Here is a 19,892-nt window from a genome sequence, read left to right on the forward strand (position 1 = left end):
TCCGTACTCATAATGAGTGCGGCTGTTATGAAAGGGACAACGAATAGGTAGATTTCATAATGAAAGGTTGCTTTGAGGTTGATTATGGTTAAAAATATTAAATTGCACAAAAATGCCTTATATATAAATGACGAACTTATAACATTTGATTTTGATATTGATACACTGATAGTAATGGATGATAAGATAATTGTTCTGCTGGATATACCTTATGACAGTAGTGAACTTGATAATATATATGCTGTTAATTTAAGTGGAAAAATCATATGGAGAATTGAAAAAGTTGCCAAGAAATTTCCAAAACTAAGGCACGACCCATATGCGGGGATATCAATGTTGGATGATAAGTTGCTTGCTCGTCAGTTCTATGGGCAACGCTATCTTATCGACCCTGCCACAGGCAAGATCATAGAGCGCTATACAGTCGGCAGGGATTGGTAGAAAGTGAAAAATATTAGGAGCACTAAATATGAGATTTGTATGTCGATGTGGGAATATGCTCACAAATCAGCTTGACCCTAACGATACAGAGTATTATGTGTACTCTGATCGTGAATGGTCTGAATTTGAAAAAAAGGGGTGGATATATTTTTTAGATGTTCCATATCCTCAATATGATGTATGGAGATGTGAAAAATGTGATAGAATATATTTATTTAAAGAGAATAAGGTTGTAAAAGTTTATAAGCCGGAAGAATGAATGCAATCCAAAGCATTTATGGAAAATCAGCAGTTAAAGAGAATTATTTGGACAAAGTAGGCATTGTAATATGTAAGAACTATTTCGACGGCTTTATTGATAAGAGATGGAAATATGTTGTATTATAACAAAACTTAGTAACAAACGGTGGTGCAGATTATATTGATGCATCAACAAATAAAAAATATGATATAAAAAGCTTTCGCTTATATCCAAATGGTCAAACCGCTCCAAGAAAAGGCGCATTTAAATTACAAAACGCAACGGCGGATGTTACAAAAAAAATCAAGAAAGGTTATTATGTAATAATAGATACTGTTGGTTTAACAAATGAGCATTTGTTTGAACTTAAAGCTGCATTGGAAGAAATGGGATATTCTGAGTATATCTTGTGGTACTATTAATGGAGATGCTATATGTTTAGGAATTACGAAAATAAATCATTTTCTTATCTTAGTGAACCTCATTACGAATCTATTTATGTTGCAGATTGTAATTTTTTTAAAGTAAATCATAGCAATTTTGAACTATATGATTCAATGATTTTCGAAAGCCAATTGGATTATTGTACTTTTTCAATTGCTCGTATTGGTAAAAATAAATTTGGGTTTTCATCATTATCTAATTGCAGTATTTGCCATACTAATTTTATAAGAAATGAGTTTAATGATATTAATCTTAGTTCTATCTCCTTTTTTGATTCATTAATATGTGGAAACAATTTTGAAAAATGCAAATTTGAATCTGTTATGTTTAAAAATGTTAATTTCGAGAATAGTTATTTTTCAGATTGTTTATTTCACGATATTACAATAAATAACTGTAAGGGATTAAAAAACGCATTTTTTGAGAACATTAATTTTGGAACAATCGAAACACCCGTAATATTATCGGATGAAAAAGCTCTTCAATATCTACTTAACTATAATATTTAGCTATTGCTATTATTTTTGCCGTACAGACTAAAATCTGTACGGCAAAAATAAAAATTATGCGTTATAGATAATCATTTCAATTTTGACCGTCTACCAGATGAATTTGAGGTTTTGGGACTGGTTCTTTCTAATGCACGGGTTATTTATACCGACCCTGAAAATTCGGATTGCGACGATGACGATCTGTTAGACGGTCAGGAGATTTCTATTGACGGAGGTAAGTCAAAGACCGTTAAGGTCGGCAGTGCGGACGGCGGATATATCACGTATTCTACCGTTGTTTTCAAGTATAGCTCCGACCCTAATAATGGGGATGCGGATGGGGATGGTATATTAGATGTCAATGATTCAAAACCATGTGATCCTTATTTATGCACGGGTATATGGACAGCGTCAGATGAAAAGTTTTCTACTACTGTTCAAGTCGAACTTTTAAAACTGGAACTGGCATGGCACTTAGCAGTTACTGATACTGATAAAATAGATATTGCTAATAGGGCTGATGAAATACGAGATATTATGTCTTCTGGAAAAGGAAGAATATTAGATATTGCAAAATCAATTTCAGGTGCAGCGTCTGATGAATTTGCCTGGTTTTTAGGCGGAGATGTCAGTGCTGCGGAACGAGATTATTGGTTAAGCGAAGTTAATAAGTATAATCCTTCTATTAGCATAAGCGATGAAAAAGTATTTCATTCAATAATGTTCATTGCAGGTATACTTGAGCCATCTCCAGATGATGCATGGAAACTTATTTCGAAAAAAGCTAAAAAAGAAATGCTTGAAAAATGTGATGAAGGAGTTGTAAAAAAATTTCTTAAATCTATGGGAAAGCAAGCGACGAAAGAAGGTACAATGGGAATAAAAAAGCTTAGTGGAAAAGGCATAAAAGGATTTATGTATGATGTTAAAGTTATGGGAAAAAGAGGAGCCTATAGGCTACTTGGTAATAAAACAGAAAATGGAGAGATATTTTGTGAGGTTTTCGAAAAAACACATAAATGAGAATATATGAAATATTAAAAAAGACAAGTCCTGAAGATGTTATATCAAAAATTAAGCTACATTATGGCGATAAGTATATAGATCGTTATAAAAATTTGTTCTATGATTTACTTAATATGAATCCGACATGTAACGGGCAAAAACTGTGTATATTAATTACTGCATACATATTAAACGAAAATGATGATATTAGAAAACTTGAAATATTTGACGAGAATGATTCAACAATTGATTTTGATGTAAGCGCCTACGAGTTATCTTCAAAAACAATTTATTCGATAGCATCATCGCCTTATGCGGATTTTTTAAATTATACTATTGATGAGGAAACACTGCGCAGATATTCATTTCCAACAATATTAGCACATTGTTTTTATGAAATCACTTCGTATGGTTTTGAGGATAATGTATGATTTGCTTTTGCACATGGCGTTATTTTTCGGATAGCAGAAATTATTTAATATAAATTTCTGTAAAATTATATATTGTGAGAATTTATGAAAATAATAAGAAGAATAGAAATAGCAACAATTTTAGTTGTTGCTTTGAATTTGATTTTTGAGTTTTTGTTTCATATGAGCATTAAAATCATTCCAAAATTTTTCATTGTTTCGCTTTGCACAGTAGTCTTGTTTTTGACATCAGTAGTTTCTGTTTTTCTTCATTTATCCAAAAATAAAAGCAAAATTTTTAAATACTCATGTAAAGCTATTATTTCATTATTTTTATCCTTGATCTTGTTAATTAACGTTCCCTTTAACTATAAAACGGAACGATTAAGGTTTACCAATAGTGATTATGAAATAGTAATATCAAGATATTATGTAATGACTGTTCAGAAAATACAAGTGACGGTCACTGATGATTCCGTTTTTGCACATGAGATTTTATATGTTGGATTACCAACTGGAGATTTTGATCTGTCTGATTCGGTGAAAATAAGTTGGAGTTCAGACGATTGTTTTGAATTAACTTATGAACCCACATTGTTGCATTCATATTGTTGGGAATATAGTTTTGAGAACGATAAATTAACGTATTTTCAATAATTCATAGGTGAAATATTGTACACTCTCCTGGTTGACGATATGTCGTATGAAGAATTTGACAAATACTAATCCGTTGTTCAGTACTTTGGTAATCGGAATATGGTGGTAATAATATGCTGGTAAAAACAAAAAAGGTACTCTATATTTTACTGCTTATCATGGTCTTGATATTTGGATGCTTTGTTTTTGTTTTGAATTTTTTTAAAGGACCTACGCTTATAATCAACAATTGCAATAGCAATAATATTACGGACTCAAGAGTGTGTCATAATTCAAATGATTACTACTATCTGGATAGCAACGGCTCAATATATCATTATAACGAAAAAGGCACAGAAGTATTTGATAATACCCGAAAAATAAATTACATAACCTGTAATTCCGATTATTTTGTACGCATCTGATAAAGAATCACTGTTTCAGTATGATCTTGACGGCGAACTCATTAAAAGTATAAACAGTAATTCTTGTGATAGTATTTATGCGCTGATAGATGGAATATATGCATCAGAAGAATGTGTTTTCTGTAAATTAGGCGGTTCATCATATTTGCTGGTCGATCCAAATTCACTTGAAACTATCATTATTAATGATATTCTTGAAAATGGTGAATGGGAAACAATTGAGAATGTTCAGATCGCTTGCGGCGGTGATATAAGAATGGCGTCTTTAGCTATTCCTGTTGAAGTAAATAAATGCTACTTTTACGGTACGATCAGTTATAATGATAATTGCGTTAATCTTGGCAACGAAGGAATAATTGGTCTATCAGATTTCGGGTGTATTGAATACCATTCATTTAACGATACGATTTTAAAAAATCTATATAATGACGCCGAATATAATATTGAATTAACCGATATCAGGCACATATTCTTAGATGAAGAATTGTTAATTGCATTCAATAGTGATTATAATGATAATTCGTTTTTAAAAAAAATTTGTTTTTTAACTGATGAGTATTCTGCAAGAGACTTTGGTCTTTATGATGAACTCCCTCTTATGTTTCATAACAGCGATCAGATCAATATAATTAACTTGAAAGATGAAAAGAAAAATAGTATAACAACAAAATCGGGCGAAAAGATCATTTATTTGAATAATAAAACCGCCGTAACTTATTACAAAGGAATGTATCATTTTTATAATATTGATACATGGAATAGTTATAAATCTATTAATGCAGAGGAAATTGATAATCACAGCGCTTATAGATTTGAAACTTGCGGTGATTATATTTTCGTATTTGATGATAATTATGATAAACTATTGAATACTATCAGCATAATGTAAGTTATTTTAATTGACCGTTGTACAGACTAAAAATCTGTGCAACGTCCCCGCCCAACAACCCACCACCCTACCCAACGAACACCAAATAGACTAAACTAGAAGTAAGAAAAAAAGTCTAATTGGAGTTGATCAGAATGAACGAAATAGTAAGGATAAAGAATGAAGTCAGACTAAAGCAATGGGCTGAAATGGTCAGGCAAAGAAATGAAAGCGGCTTGAACGTTTCACAGTGGTGCAGACAGAATGGCATAAATCAGAAAACCTATTACTACCGCCTGAATCGGGTGCGTAAGGCTTTGTGCGGCGAAGTTGAAAAGCATGATATTGTACCGGTAAGTACTGAACCGGAAATCGCAGTATCACACGAACAGATATCTTTGTCCGTAGGAAACGTAGTCGTCAATCTGCCCGATGATTTCAATGAGGACACTCTGAAACGGCTGCTGGGAGTTCTTCGATGATAGGTGATGTGAGCCATGCGGAGCATATCTACATCGTATGCGGATATACCGATATGCGCAAAGCAATAGATGGTCTTACTGCTATCGTTCAGCAGAATTTTGGACTCGATGTTTTTTCAGGAAGCCTCTTTCTGTTCTGCGGGAAACGATGTGACCGCATCAAAGCTCTGATCTGGGAAGAAGACGGTTTTTTACTGCTTTACAAACGCTTGGAAAACGGAAAATACAAATGGCCGAGAGATTCAAATGAGGCTAAGTTGATAACTCAGAAAGAATTTCGCTGGCTGATGGAAGGTCTTTCGATAGATCAAAAAACAGCCATCAAACCTGCAAAGAAAGGAAAAGTGTGCTGAGTTTTCAACAGAAAAAATGGACATATAGGTTGATAATATTTCTATGCCCGAAACGCCCTGAAACGCTGGACTTTTCGGGCTTTTTGCGGTATAATAGATGTAGTGGATTTCTTGTTTTCGGAGGCGAGTGCAGTGATAGAAAAAGGCAATATGACAAACGAGGAATATATCGCTGCACTTGAAAAAGAACATCTCCGTTTAAAAAGCGAGATTAAAAAGCGTGATAAGAAGATAGACAAATTAGAGGTCGAAAATGAATGTCTCAGAAAAGATAATCATATCTTCCTTGAAGCGCTTATACTCTCTAAGCATAAAATATTCGGAGCATAAAGCGAGCGAACCGAATGTGAAGATCAGCAATCTTTCTTCAACGAGGCCGAACAGGAATATGCAGAGAAAACGGAAGAGCCTGTAAAGAAAGATGTCAAGGGTTATGTCAGAAAAAGTGCAAAGACAAAACGTGATGAGATCATAAAAAACATCGAGACCGAGGTCATCACCTGCACTATCCCCGAAAATGAGCAGATATGCCCTCGCTGCGGAAGTAAGATGAAGGTCGTTGGCAAAAAATATGTCCGTGAAGAGGTAGAGCTTATCCCAGCGAAGCTGGTTGTAAAGAAGTATTACAGCAATACTTATGGCTGCAAGAAGTGCGAGAAAAAGAATATGCCTGTATTTTTGCACGGATTTGTGCCGGCACCTGTTTTGCCACATTCGCTTGCGTCTGCGTCAACGGCTGCGTGGATGATATACCAAAAGTACGTCAATGCTGTTCCGATGTACCGTCAGGAAAAGGGCTGGGAACGTCTCGGATACTCGCTCAGCAGAACGACCATGGCAAACTGGGTTATCCGCTGCAGTGAAGATTATTTCTCAAAGCTGGTAAGCAGATTGAAAGAAGAAATGCTTAAGCAAAAAGTTCTTCACTGCGATGAAACATACGTTAAGGTCCTCAAGGAAAGAAACGTTTCCTCCGAAAGCAAGCAATATATGTGGGTGTACCGCACTGGAAAGCATTCGGACAGGCAGATCGTGATCTATGACTACAACAAGTCGAGGTCTGGCGACGTGCCGAAAGCGTATCTCGGAGATTACGACGGTTATCTCCACACAGACGGTTATTCGGGTTACAACAAGCTTAATAAAGTCACTCATTGCAATTGCTGGGCACACGTCAGGCGAAAGTTCCATGAAGCGATGGTAGTGAACAGCGAAGACAGCATAGCAAGGGTCGCAAGAGATTATTGCGATAAGCTTTTTGCGATAGAGTCCGAGCTTGATAAGCTGACAACAGAAGAACGTTTTAAAGAGCGTCTGACACAGGAAAAACCTGTGTTTGAGGCTTTCTGGTCATGGGCTGAAAAAGTCGCACCTACAGTTCTTCCGAAAACGCAGCTCGGAAAGGCTTTTGAGTATGCATTCAAGCGCAGAGAGTATCTCGGGAATTATTTCAAAAACGGCGACTGTGCTATTTCAAACAACGCAGCGGAAAATGCGATTCGTCCGTTCACAGTCGGCAGAAAGAACTGGCTGTTCAGTGATACTCCGAACGGAGCAAAAGCCAGCGCTGATATATACAGCATCGTTGAGACAGCAAAAGCGAACAGGCTTGATGTGTTCAAATACTTTGAATTGTTGCTGACAGTTCTTCCGAGCATGGAGTTTCTGACCAATCCGGATATCATTGAGGAACTGCTGCCGTGGAATATATCTGTGCAGAAAATCTGTAAAGCAACATGAGTAATCCTCGAACCGCAGCTTGGGGATCTTTTATTTAGGGGCGGTATGTTATTAGGCGGGAACAATCAAGATACGCATTGTATCAAAATTGGTGTCCTGTTATGAAAGTAAAGACCTATTATAATACAAATGCACACCTATTAAAACACTTCGTTATGTTTTTAGCTATCGTTAGTAGGATAAAATATCACAGTAGTTATCATTGTATTTATAGGTCTTTAAGAATCTCTGCAAAATCCTACAGAATATATGCTCATTCGATGGGGCACTGATTAAAAGTCATCAATTATCAGGCTCTGCAATGATGTTCTTCTTGCCATAAAAAATGAGTCAACTGTGTTATTTGTATTCTACCACAGTTGACTGAATTTTTACAGACTATGGATTGCGGAATAAATTTCATCCCAGTTGTTTACTCTAACCATATTTTCACATTCAAAGTTTTTATTCCACGCAGCAGTAAAACAAAACACTTTTGAAATATCTTTTATTGCTTCAAGATTTTCTGGTGAATCATCTATCATTACATCGGTTTTTAGTTTTTGGCAAATATCATATTTATCTACGGAACTTTCCTTTTCAGAACAATAATATATTTCGTCATAATATATCTTGTTCTTTTTAAGCCAATATGTCAACATTTTTCTAAAAAGTTTTCCTGTTATACCTTGTTCAGTAGTGTGTGCCCTTCCGGTAATAATAACTATTTTGTTTTCCTCTTCGTGAAGCTTTAGCAATACTTCTGATGCATTTTTGAAAGCTGGTTCTGTTAAGCAGTATCCCCATATGTACTTTTGCCAAAATATTTCTCTTTCTTTATGTGTACAGTCATATATCTGTTCTATATCAAATTTATCAGGATTAACAATATCTTTATTGTATTTTTTCTTAAAATATGGCTTACTATATTTTAATTGATAATTTCCAATATCAGACAGCACTCCATCTACATCAATGCCAATAATCATATTCATCACCCTGCTTTTAAATATTTTTCAATTTAATAACTTCTTTTTTTATCTCTCTAGTTAGTTCTCTTGCGTTAGAATAATTAAGTGGATCTAATGGTGTTCCAAAAGCAAAATGTAATCTTTTCTTCTCACCAATAGTTCTTAATTTAGGAAATTTTTTGTCTGGTGGAAAAATATCTCTTGCTCCATTAATTCCAACGGGTATTATCTTTATTTTTGTTTTTATAGACAATTCTGCTGCGCCAATTTTAAACTCGCCAAGTTGCCCATTACGAGAACGTGTTCCTTCTGGATGTATCATTAATGACCTGTTTTCAAAAGCGATTAAATCATATATTCTTTTCATCGCAATAGAAGTATTACCATTTCTATGAACTGGTACACCGCCCATTATTCTTACCCCATATTTATAAATTGATTTCCTAAATAAATAATCTGCCGCCATACTGCACATTCTTACTTGCATTTTTTTAGGAAAAAAAGCCATCATCCACATACTGTCAAAATGACTTTCATGATTTGGCGTAAAAATATAGTTTTCATTAAAATCAATATTCTCCAATCCTGAACAAGAAAAGTTATAATTAAATTTTGTCCATTTTTTAAACAATTCAAATTTCAACCAATCAGTTCTTTTCCTAGGAAGCGGAAATGAACTATAATTAAACTCATCATTATTCTTATTTTTTCCTGATATTAACTTAGCAAGTTCTGTTATTGTTAAATCTTGACTTATAAAATCTTCTACACAGATTTTAAATTTATTGTCTATATCAACACATAGTTCAAACATACTTAAAGAGTCAATACCTAAATCAGAACTTATTTTTTTATCTTTTGTAATATTGCAATCGGTATATTTTGACAAAGCATGGCAAAGCCAATTTTCTATACTTTCAATATTATTTACATTGTCTTCTAAAACAGAGCCTATACTTCCTGAGTTTGTTTCTTTGTCTACCAATGTACTCAATTTATATCGTTTAACTTTTCCCACTGACGTTTTTGGCAACTCATCAACATAAATGATTTTTTTATACCTATAATTAGCATTGACAGTTTGTTTGACCTGTTGGAATATTTCATCAAATTGTCCCGACTTTCCAACAGCAAAGACATAAACTTCGTCATATCCATCATCTGATTTTATACCTGTTACTGCAAATTCAATTTCTTGACCTACTGTTTCTTTGTAACTATTTTCAATATCTTCAGGCGATACTTTTTCTCCATTAGATAGATGAATGCTTTCCTTAATTCGTCCTGTAATATAAAGTTCTTCATTTTCTATTCTGCCGTAATCACCGGTTTTGAAATATTCGCCATCAAATGCACTTTGCGTTAATTCTGGCGAATGAAAATACTCCAACATCAGCATATTGCTTTTTACTTGGATCTCACCAACTCCATTATTATCTGGATTGGATATTCTCACACTAGAATTGGGATCTTCATTAATATTTCCAATACTTTTCATGTATTTAATTCCGTCGGTAACAACTATCGGTATGTTGGCTTCTGTTGATGCATAAAAGTCAAAAAAGTCATATCCTAAATTCCAGAAAAAACGTGATGTATCAGGATTAGTCTTTCCACCGCCAGAATATATTTGTTGAAGCCGTCCGCCAAATACTTGTTTATTGATGCTATGAAAAAATTTTCTTCCCAAATTAATTCCTGTATAATAGCGAAGCGTACCGCAACATTTAATCATACCGTTAATAATTTTCGCACGCAATACACCTTTTTGCTTTATTGAATCTTCAATTTTGCCCTTGTATGTATCCCATATTTTAGGAACCATTCCAAAACAATTAGGCTTATAAATTTGAAAACCATTCATTAGTTGAATTGCTGATGATTCTTCTAATACCGCCAAAGAACCGCCTCTCATAAGAACAACAAGAAAGCTGGTAAGACCAGAGATATGAGATGTTGGAAACAACATTAGATAATTTACATTATTACTACCAATAACCTTGTATAAACGATTAAATGCATTTATTTCCTGTTCATAACCTATTACAACACCTTTGGCTTGACTAGTAGTACCTGAAGAATATAATATTGCTATTGCGTCATAATTTGGATCTTTAGTATGCTCTAATACCCGTTTTTTTAGAAAGTGACACTCGTCAGAACTTTCTAAAATAGGCAGATCGATTTCTTGCAATTTTTCAGTAAAAATATTTTCTGTTGTAATTATACAAGCCGGATCTGAGTCATCAATTATTCTAAAAAGTTCTGATTTATGTAAATTAAAATCTAAAATAACCGCCGTTGCTCCTATACACGCTAATGCCAGAATGTCCAAATATACATTATCACTCAATGGTATTAACACAACTACACGATCTCCATTTTTGACTCCAATATCTGTATATCTTTCAATAATGTTTTCTACTCTATGTTTCATTTGTTCATAAGAACATTCAATTAAAGTTTGGTCTTTCCTTATATACGTTATTGCAGTTTTCTTTTTTTGTGTTTTACAGATCTCATAAAATTGATTTCTAAACAATTTATTCCCATCAGGCATTTATTACACTTCCCTAATCATATATAATTTTTCAATATCAAAAAATCTAATATTATCTCAATTGGTTTATTTTTAAATTAAACAATGCATAAAAGCGGTCAATTAGACCATTTAATGCACATTTTAAATGTTTGTTGAAAAGAAATTAATTATTTCCGTATAGAAATTCTCTGTATATGATTATATTATATCATAAATAAAATGAGATTGTCAAGAAAATGTAATTAAAACTCATATAATGACATAAAAGTGCAATATACACATATACCAAATACAAACATAATTTAGTAAGCACGTAATTCTTTTTGCCAAATTAACACCGTACACCTTGTAAAACAAAGAAAAAAGTGGTATAATAAAGGTGTTAACATTAAGAAAACACCATTTGACTGTATTTTCATAAATACAAATCTAAACAAAAGAATCTCTTGAATATATTTCGCCTGAAAGCACTTTTTTCATACATGTTTTCTAATTGCGAATTTGATTTGTAATCAATTGAAGAACTCCCCCTTTATCCGGATTATTCCATGAGCAAGAATTTTCATAAAAACTTGTAAACATATAAATTAATCTCATATGGAAGGAAAAAATAAACATGAATTCTGAAAACAATCTAACTGGATTTCCTAGCATTGATAAACCATGGCTTAAATATTTTAGTGAGGAAGAACTTAGCACTCCTGTTCCTGAAAAGACTGTATATGAACTTATTTATGAAAATAACTGTGACCACCTTACGGACACTGCCCTTGAATACTTTAAAAAGAAAATAACATATAAAACAATGTTTGAAAAAATTGAATTAACGAAAGCTGCATTAATCGCTAATCGAGTAAAAAAGAGTGATAACGTTATAATGTTTACTAGTTCTTCACCTGAATTAGTATATTCACTATTTGCCATATGCCGTATTGGTGCAGTTGCGAACATGATAAATCCAATATTTACGCATGAACAAATCATAGATCGAGTAAATGAAACTGATGCTGAAATTATGTTTGTGCTTGACCAACTGTTTGATAGAATACAGCCAATACTTCCTAAATTATGCATAAAGAAAATTGTTATCATTTCAGCTTTTGATGAAATGCCTGCGGTTACTAAAATGGTTGCTTCAGTGAAAACGAAAAAACACATACCATATTCAGATAAAATAGTACGATGGCGTACTTTTATTTCTGAAGGGAAGAACACTAATAAAACAACTGACGCTATGTATGAAAATGATATACCGCTTGTTATGGTGAATTCTTCTGGAACAACAAATCGCCCTAAAGGAATTGTTCTTACCAATAAAGGAATTAATTCAACCATAATACATTATGATAGTCCAAACTTTTCATATAAACGAGGTGATAAATTCTTGCAAATTATTCCATGCTTTGCATCAACGGGGTTGGTTCTTTCTTTATTAATGCCGCTATATTTTGGCATTATTGTTATACTTGAACCTTTGTATAATCAAAAGATATTTGTTAAAGATATAAAACAATATAAACCTAATATGCTAATAGGGGCAACATCCCTTTGGCATTATGCTACAAGAAACCCTGAATTAAAAAATATTGACTTATCTTTCATAACACTACCTATAACAGGAGGAGAGCATATATCCGCTGATTCTGAAATAGAAATAAATGAATTTCTTCAGAATGCAGGCTGCAAGGTAAAACTATTAAAAGGGTATGGGATGTGTGAATTGGGAAGTACAGTTACCACCGATACACCATTACATAGAAAGAATGGCTCAGTAGGTTATCCGATCAGAGGTGTAAATATCTCCACATTTGATATTCTGACAAATAAGAAAATGATGTATGGCGAGCGTGGGGAAATACGTGTGGATTCCCCTGCACGTATGAAAGAATACTACAAAAATCCACAAGCTACAAAAGAATTTTTTTATACAGATGAAAATGGGATTATGTGGGGACGAACAGGTGATATCGGTTACGTCGACGAAGATGGATTTCTATTTGTTTTGGGCAGAGCAAGCGACACATTTACTTCCAAATCAGGAGAGAAAATATATTGTTTTGACATTGAAGCTGCAATAAGAGAAAATAAGAATGTTGCGGATTGTGAGGTTGTAGGTATTCCATCAAACGGTCACGATATTCCTGTTGCTCACATAATAGTAAGGGATAAATGTAAATTATCTGAAGACGAGCTTATCGCAACAATTCACAGTAATTGTCAGCAAAAATTGTCTATGCAAGCTGTTCCTTGTGGATACAAAATTCGCAAAAATTTTCCTGTTAAAGATAGTGGTAAACGTGATATAGAGCTGATAAAACAGGATAGAACTGATTTCATTGTTCCAACATGTAATGGCATTCTTCATGGGATCTCATTTTAAATAATAACTTAAAAACGTCTCTCCACCGATAGTTGTAAATTTACCATGTAACCCTGTAATGCCTCATCGAAATCTGTGATGAACCGTCCTTTAATTATAAAATAATCGAAACTCAAAGATGCCAAAGGTTGAAATGCTCCCCTTTTGTTAGACAATGTGGTATAATAGAAATATACCAATAAAAATCTAACAAAAGGGGGCATTTTTTATGCCAAAAGGACAGCCGAACAAAAGATACACACCGGAATTCAAAATCAAAGTAGTGGAAACAATGCACAGAGAAAAGTTAAGCTATCGTGAAACTGCACGTCAATTTGACATATGCGATCATGATAGAGTAGCAGCATGGGAACGAATCTATCTTGAAGAAGGTGCGGAGGGACTTTACGCAGAGGAAGGAAATCCACAGGTCGACCTCCGAAAATTAAGAAAGAAGATCTGATTGCAGAAGTACAGCGTCTTCGTGCGGAGAATGCATACTTAAAAAAATTGAATGCCTTGGTTGCCGAGCGGGTACTTTTGATCTGTCTGATTCGGTGAAAATAAGTTGGAGTTCAGATGATTGCTTTGAGCTAATTTATAAACCTACATTGTCACATTCATACAGTTGGAAATATAATTTTAAGGACAGTGAAGTAACATATCTTAGTTCAGATGAGTTTGAGGTTTCGGACTGATTATTCTTCATTATGATCGTCAGAGTGATAGTACTGACAATAAAAATTCTATGGTCAATCAGCTTGCTTCAAAAGCTTAAAAACTCTTAAAAATCTTTGCTTTGTGAGGCGTGACGGTAGAAATCAAAGACGAGTTTCAATGTCAAAATTTCAGAGTTACTGTCAACGAAAGGTGCTCTCGAAAGTACACAGCGTAACGGAGATATTTGTCCCTAACTCGCAGTAGAGTAAACATACCATCCTCTGAGGAAAAGGGCGACACACGCCGATTGTTGTGGTGTACGAGGGGATTACCCCGCTCCTGTTTTAAAGAAGCAAGCTGTGACAAATTATTTAGCCTAGTAAATCTTCACGGCAAGAGATATCATTTTTTGAACATAATAAAATCATTCTCTCGAACCACTGTCGGAAAACACGGCAGTGGTTTTTCTATGTCGGATCATAGATGTTTACCACCTTACTTTTTACGGTAGGTCGTGATTCACGTCCTACCGCATCGTGTTGTGATAATGCAAAAAACAAAAGTCATCACTGCTCTGTCTATTAGACAATCATACAAAATCTTAAAGAAACTCTGCCAAAAAGGTTGTTAAAACCTCAACTTCTAACCATATACAAGTGAGAGCAAACTCTACAAATAATCCGTTACGACTTTGTTCAACCCTACAAACTTTATGAATTCATTTAGATAAAGGGGTATCAAAACAGCGACTTCTACCCATATACAAGCGGAAGAGCAGTGGTAGTCAAAATAACCGAAATCATATGAGCTAACTTGTGCAAACCTATAAACTTTTTTCAGAAGTTGCCCAAACACTTTGTTTAGTCGGCTACAGTATGAGGAAAAGGAATCTTGACAATTGAATCCCACGAAGGAGAGATACCAAGCGGCGAAGTACAGCGAAGATCGTGCAGGAGGAGCAGAAGCGTACCAGGCTTGGAAATACGTCCTTAAGTCAAACAAGGCTTTCTGACAGGAACTGTACTGTTGTGGGAAAGAAGTAAAAAGAAAAAAAGAAGAGGAGGCTTGATAACTTGAAGAAATTCAACTCAAAGTCCTGCGAAGAAATCATGACAACTGTGTACAAGCCTATCGAGTTTGTTGTAGATGGCTTGCTTGCGCAAGGTCTGTACATCTTAGCAGGTGCACCAAAAGTGGGAAAGTCATGGCTGGCACTTGATATGTGCTTGTCGATAGCGAAAGGAGAAAAAGTTTTAGGTCAGGAAACGGCTCAAGGAACTGCCCTCTATCTGTGTTTGGAAGACAGCTATGCGAGGATACAAAACAGATTGTATGAGATAACAGATGAGCCAACAGAAAACTTGCACTTCACTGTTATGTCTGAGTCGATAGGCAGCGGACTTGAAGAACAGATTGAAAATTTTAAGAAAGAGCATAGCGATTTAAAAGTTGTGTTCATTGACACTCTGCAAATGATTCGTGAGTCAACCGATAACGGTTATGGCTCGGACTACAAAGAGTTATCTGTTCTAAAAAATCTTGCGGACAAGCTTGAAATTGCAATCGTAGTTGTTCATCACACAAGAAAGTGTTCGGACAGCGAACCGTTCAATATGATTTCGGGCTCGACAGGAATCAGCGGATGCGTTGACGAAAGCATGGTTATTGTAGAAACAAAGCGTGGCAGTCGAAATGCAAAGCTATACTGCGTAGGTCGTGATATTGAAAACGCAGAAATAAGCTTGCAGTTTGATAGCGATTTGAAAAAAGTGGATAGTCACAGATGAGCCAACTGCTTCGAAAAGCAAAGACAATATTTTTCTCGCCGCATTGTATGTTTACATTCAGAAAAAGATTGATTTCACAGGAACGGCTTCAGAATTGGTAACCGCACTGAAAAGTATTTCAAATGAAACATTCTATCCGAACAGAGTTACAAGAGATTTGGTTCAGAACGGTTACACGCTCAGACAGTATGGAATTGATTTTCTGTACAAGCGGACACGAAACGGCAGACTGATTATTCTTCATTACGACCGTGAGCGTGACAGTAGTGACAGTAAAACCTCGGGCGAAGTTACTGTCAACAGTTTGGCTTTAAAAGTCTGAAAACCATTGAAAATCCTTGCTTTGCGAGGTGTGACGGTAGAAATCAAGTGGTAGTTTTACTGTCAACATTTCAGAGTTACTGTCAACGCAAAACTCTTCATAAACGAGCCAACTACCACCCTGATTCACTGGGAAAAGGTTTCTATAGGGATACCTAACCAATATGCAAACTCTCTAAATCGTCCGCCCCGAATTTGTATAATCATACAAACTTTTAAAGAATTGCTGTCAAAATGGTTGTAAAACCTCAACTTCTTACCCTATACAAGTGAGAGCAAACTCTACAAAAAATTTGTTACGACTTTGTTCAAGCCTACAAACTTTATGAATTAAGGGTTGTCAAAACGGCGACTCCTTTCCGTATACAAGTGAGAGGGAACTCTATAAATAATCCATTCAGATTTTGTGCAAGTCTACAAAATTTTTTCACACACGCATAAAAAGCATCTTTTCATCTGCTACAGTATGAAGGCAAAAGAATCTTGACAACAAAATCCCACGTAGGAGAGATACCAAGCGGCGAAGTACAGCGAAGATCGTTCAGGAGGAGCAGAAGCGTAACCAAGCTTGGAATACGTCCTTAAGTCAGACAAGATTTTCTGACAGGAACTGTACTGTTGTGGGGCAAACAAAAATAATAATTGCGATACCCTCCGTGTCACAGCGCTATGCCTTTAAGGATTAATACTAACTAATATTATTAATAGCAGAAGAAAGAATGATATGTAGTTATCAAAGATTGATTGGTGATGAATGACGAATAGAATCGGCGGATTGATTCGCTGATTGACAATCCGCCTTTTCTCTTCTGCGAATAAGAATGGAGATGTTCAATAATCAAAAAAAGTGTAATTAATTTTAACCGCAACACAACGGCGATATTTGCCCTCCCAACTCGCAGTAGGGTAAACATACCACCGTAGACGGTATAAGCCACACACGCCGATTGTAAGCGGTGTACGAAGGGATAAACGAGCAATTCTGAAATCAGTTAAAAAGCACATCGGGAACTTGATATGTTGGTTATGCACAAATTCCCGATTCGCCGCATGACGAAGAAAGTGAAATATTTCATTGCAGGTTAAAGTCATGGCGTCTGAAGCCGCCATGACGCTCACAGCGGACAGCAAAGCTGACCGCAAATGTGCCGTAAATACGCAGTTTTCACACAGGTCTTGTGCATATTTTAGGCGGTCGCCTCATGGAGTCAAAATACGGCTTTCAGCGGAAATCAGGGGTCTAAAGGTCAGAAAAGTGCGTGAAATCGGCATAATTAACGGCGTCGTGATAAGAAAGGAGTAGAATTATGGCAAAAGAAAAAACGGCTGTATATTTTCAGCCGGAAACTATGAGAAAGATCGAGCAGGAGTACAAGGACGACAATTGTGCTTCAAAAACAGAGTTCATTGAAAAAGCCGTCACGTTTTACATCGGCTATCTTCGTCAGCAGCAGGAGGTAAACTACCTATCCCCTATGATAACAGAAACGGTCAAGGCGCAGATAAAAGGTACGGAACAGCGGCTTGCCCGTCTGATGTTTAAGGTCGCAGTCGAGCTTGGAAAGCTCTCGCATATGACTGCGACTATCAATGATGTTGACGATGAAACTCTAGAAAGTTTACACGCTATGTGCGTAAACGAAGTACGGAAGATCAATGGAATTATCGATTACGAGAACGCTGTTGATTTTCAGCAAGGCTAAGATGGTGCGTAACGAATACGAACCGCAAAATTTAAATATGAAAGGACTGAACTGATTTGTTTACACGAATAACAACAATCAAGACAACGAAGTGGAGAGTGATTTATGCAGAATATTCACAAAGAAATAGAAGAGAAACCAGATTCAAATCAGTACCGACGCCGACATGATTACTCGCACATCAAAACTGTGATTGATGGAGTAACTTACAAAATCTTATCCGTTAGTCCCAGAGCAGATGAAGGATACAAGCCACAAAAAGTGTCGGAACTGTTCGCTTATCTTATTAACGGCAGATAAAATTATCAAAAAATTTTCTGGACTTTCAAGCCGGATAGTGATATATTGTAGCTGTATCCTATTCGGTTTGAAAATTTACAGACTATGAAAGGATGGATAAATATGTCTGATTCGAATCGAAAAATTACTGCGTTATACTGCCGTTTATCACAGGAGGATATGAGGGACGGTGAGTCGGTCTCTATTGAAAATCAGAAACTCATCCTGCAAAAATATGCGAATGACCATGGTTTTTTAAACTGTAAATTCTATGTTGACGACGGATATTCGGGAGCAAATTTTAATCGTCCGGCATTCAAGGAAATGATGATTGAAGTGGAAAGCGGAAATGTTTCTGCGGTGATTGTAAAAGACCAGTCGAGACTTGGCAGAGAATATTTGCAGACGGGTATGCTTATGGAAGTTACCTTTCCGCAGTATGACGTCCGTTTTATCGCCGTAAACGACGGTGTAGACAGCACCGACGGTACAAACGATTATGCGGGAATACGCAATTATTTCAACGATCTTTTTGCAAGGGATACAAGTAAAAAGATCAGAGCGGTTCAGCGTGCAAAGGGCGAGCGCGGTGAGCGTGTTGGATCGGTAATAGCATATGGATACATGAAGAATCCCGACGATCCTAAGCAGCTGATCCCAGATCCCGAAACAGCGCCGATAGTGAAAGGAATTTTTGAAATGTATGCAGACGGAATCGGAATAATGAAGATATGTGATAAATTGTGTGCACAGAAAGTTATGTCGCCAAGCGTTTACGCATTCAGAAAAACAGGACGCAGGACGGGAAGATTGAATCCGGATAAACCGTATCATTGGGATCAGAAGTCCGTTCGACTGATGCTTTCAAACAGAGTCTACTGCGGCGATACCGTGAATTTTAAAACCTATACCAAGTCCAACAAGCTGAAAAAACGTATTAAAAACGATGATGAAAACGTTCTGATTTTTGAAAACACCCATGAACCTATCGTTGACAGAAAAACCTTTGATTTAGTACAAAAGCATTTTGACGGAAGAAAACGTCCCGATAGACAAGGAGAAATGGATAAATATGCAGGATACCTTTACTGCGGCGACTGCGGTAAGCGGTTGTATCTTCAGAGGGCAAAGACAAAGGCTGTTGAAAAAAACAGCTTCATATGCGGAGGCTACCAAAAGCGTACAACCGACTGCACCTGTCATCATATCAGAGAACAAGTTTTAGATCAAATCGTACTTGAAAATCTCAAAGCCGCCACAGCCTTCGCCCGAGATAATCCTGAGGAGTTTTACGCAATGGCAGCTAAGAACGGCGAGGTCGAGGCAAGGAGATTGTGTATAAATGCCGAGCGTGAGAAAGAGCAGATCACTGCAAGAATAAAACAGCTTGACAATATCATTAGCTGTCTGTATGAGGACAGGGTCACAGGGCGTATTACCCCGGAACGTTATGATATTCTTGCAAGCGGTTACGAACAGGAACAATCGCATCTTCGTCTTGAACTCGAATCTATATCGCACAAAATATCTGAAATGGATCTACGTGAGCAGTACATTCAGAAGTTTATAGCAAAAGCTAAGGAATACATTGAAATGCCTAAGCTTACTCCTGAACTGCTGAGAGTGTTTATACGCAGGATAGAGGTTTATGAAAAAACGGAAAAGTATTCAAGAACCTGCGGCAATACGATAGTGATCCATTACACATTTGAGATTGACAGTCGTCAGTCTTGAGCAAATAGAAATCAAAGCCCG

Annotated in this window: 18 protein-coding genes and 1 pseudogene; 17 read left to right on the plus strand and 2 right to left on the minus strand. The window is 35.9% G+C overall.

Annotated features, from left to right (window positions below; genetic code table 11):
• Positions 1-84: 84 nt before the first annotated feature.
• The 11 genes and pseudogenes from DW015_RS03275 to DW015_RS03325 form a co-directional block, all read left to right on the plus strand.
• Positions 85-441, plus strand: a complete 357-nt coding sequence (locus DW015_RS03275) for a hypothetical protein (protein WP_117878743.1) — start codon at positions 85-87, stop codon at positions 439-441.
• Between the two features lie 28 nt (positions 442-469).
• Entirely contained in the window at positions 470-700 is a 231-nt protein-coding gene (locus tag DW015_RS03280) for a hypothetical protein (RefSeq protein ID WP_117859263.1), read from the plus strand.
• Between the two features lie 416 nt (positions 701-1,116).
• Positions 1,117-1,635: a pentapeptide repeat-containing protein gene (locus tag DW015_RS03285; protein ID WP_117904169.1), complete on the plus strand. Its 519-nt coding sequence runs from the start codon at positions 1,117-1,119 to the stop codon at positions 1,633-1,635.
• A gap of 111 nt (positions 1,636-1,746) precedes the next feature.
• Positions 1,747-2,640 (plus strand): hypothetical protein, encoded by an 894-nt coding sequence (locus DW015_RS03290; RefSeq protein WP_117878747.1) that lies wholly within the window; start codon positions 1,747-1,749, stop codon positions 2,638-2,640.
• Positions 2,637-3,053: a DUF6557 family protein gene (locus DW015_RS03295; protein WP_117878749.1), complete on the plus strand. Its 417-nt coding sequence runs from the start codon at positions 2,637-2,639 to the stop codon at positions 3,051-3,053. The genes DW015_RS03290 and DW015_RS03295 overlap by 4 nt, the downstream gene beginning before the upstream one ends.
• An 84-nt stretch (positions 3,054-3,137) precedes the next feature.
• Positions 3,138-3,689: a hypothetical protein gene (locus tag DW015_RS03300; protein WP_117878751.1), complete on the plus strand. Its 552-nt coding sequence runs from the start codon at positions 3,138-3,140 to the stop codon at positions 3,687-3,689.
• Positions 3,690-4,079: 390 nt separating this feature from the next.
• Positions 4,080-4,982, plus strand: coding sequence for a hypothetical protein (locus DW015_RS03310; protein ID WP_207659348.1), 903 nt, complete (start codon positions 4,080-4,082; stop codon positions 4,980-4,982).
• A gap of 134 nt (positions 4,983-5,116) precedes the next feature.
• On the plus strand, positions 5,117-5,443 hold the full coding sequence (locus tag DW015_RS03315; RefSeq protein WP_117904173.1) for a hypothetical protein: 327 nt from the start codon (positions 5,117-5,119) through the stop codon (positions 5,441-5,443).
• On the plus strand, positions 5,440-5,796 hold the full coding sequence (gene tnpB / locus DW015_RS03320; RefSeq protein ID WP_117904175.1) for an IS66 family insertion sequence element accessory protein TnpB: 357 nt from the start codon (positions 5,440-5,442) through the stop codon (positions 5,794-5,796). The genes DW015_RS03315 and tnpB overlap by 4 nt, the downstream gene beginning before the upstream one ends.
• 132 nt (positions 5,797-5,928) lie before the next feature.
• On the plus strand, positions 5,929-6,126 hold the full coding sequence (locus DW015_RS13710; RefSeq protein ID WP_242993205.1) for a hypothetical protein: 198 nt from the start codon (positions 5,929-5,931) through the stop codon (positions 6,124-6,126).
• Positions 6,127-6,255: 129 nt separating this feature from the next.
• Positions 6,256-7,536 (plus strand): annotated as a pseudogene (locus DW015_RS03325) (IS66 family transposase); the annotation flags it as partial.
• A 371-nt stretch (positions 7,537-7,907) separates the two neighbouring features.
• Here DW015_RS03325 and DW015_RS03330 read toward each other — a convergent pair.
• Positions 7,908-8,510 (minus strand): hypothetical protein, encoded by a 603-nt coding sequence (locus DW015_RS03330; RefSeq protein WP_117904176.1) that lies wholly within the window; start codon positions 8,508-8,510, stop codon positions 7,908-7,910.
• A gap of 10 nt (positions 8,511-8,520) precedes the next feature.
• Complete coding sequence (locus tag DW015_RS03335; RefSeq protein ID WP_117904178.1) at positions 8,521-11,046, minus strand: AMP-binding protein; 2,526 nt, start codon at positions 11,044-11,046, stop codon at positions 8,521-8,523.
• Positions 11,047-11,644: 598 nt separating this feature from the next.
• Here DW015_RS03335 and DW015_RS03340 point away from each other — a divergent pair.
• From DW015_RS03340 to DW015_RS03370, 6 genes are all read left to right on the plus strand, one after another.
• On the plus strand, positions 11,645-13,408 hold the full coding sequence (locus DW015_RS03340; RefSeq protein WP_117904180.1) for a class I adenylate-forming enzyme family protein: 1,764 nt from the start codon (positions 11,645-11,647) through the stop codon (positions 13,406-13,408).
• Positions 13,409-13,616: 208 nt separating this feature from the next.
• Positions 13,617-13,850 (plus strand): helix-turn-helix domain-containing protein, encoded by a 234-nt coding sequence (locus DW015_RS03345; protein WP_117904181.1) that lies wholly within the window; start codon positions 13,617-13,619, stop codon positions 13,848-13,850.
• 1,270 nt (positions 13,851-15,120) lie between these two features.
• Positions 15,121-15,834, plus strand: a complete 714-nt coding sequence (locus DW015_RS03350; protein ID WP_117904183.1) for an AAA family ATPase — start codon at positions 15,121-15,123, stop codon at positions 15,832-15,834.
• A gap of 43 nt (positions 15,835-15,877) precedes the next feature.
• Positions 15,878-16,156 (plus strand): hypothetical protein, encoded by a 279-nt coding sequence (locus tag DW015_RS13290; protein ID WP_207659349.1) that lies wholly within the window; start codon positions 15,878-15,880, stop codon positions 16,154-16,156.
• Between the two features lie 1,306 nt (positions 16,157-17,462).
• The gene (locus DW015_RS03360; RefSeq protein ID WP_117904187.1) at positions 17,463-17,858 is read left to right on the plus strand and encodes a hypothetical protein; all 396 of its coding nucleotides are present in this window, start codon (positions 17,463-17,465) and stop codon (positions 17,856-17,858) included.
• Between the two features lie 402 nt (positions 17,859-18,260).
• Positions 18,261-19,871 carry a recombinase family protein gene (locus DW015_RS03370; protein ID WP_117904191.1) on the plus strand — a complete coding sequence of 537 codons (1,611 nt, stop codon included), beginning with the start codon at positions 18,261-18,263 and terminating at the stop codon, positions 19,869-19,871.
• The last annotated feature ends 21 nt before the right edge of the window (positions 19,872-19,892 follow it).

Source organism: Ruminococcus sp. AF37-20 (assembly GCF_003460465.1).
GTDB lineage: Bacteria > Bacillota > Clostridia > Oscillospirales > Ruminococcaceae > Hominimerdicola > Hominimerdicola aceti.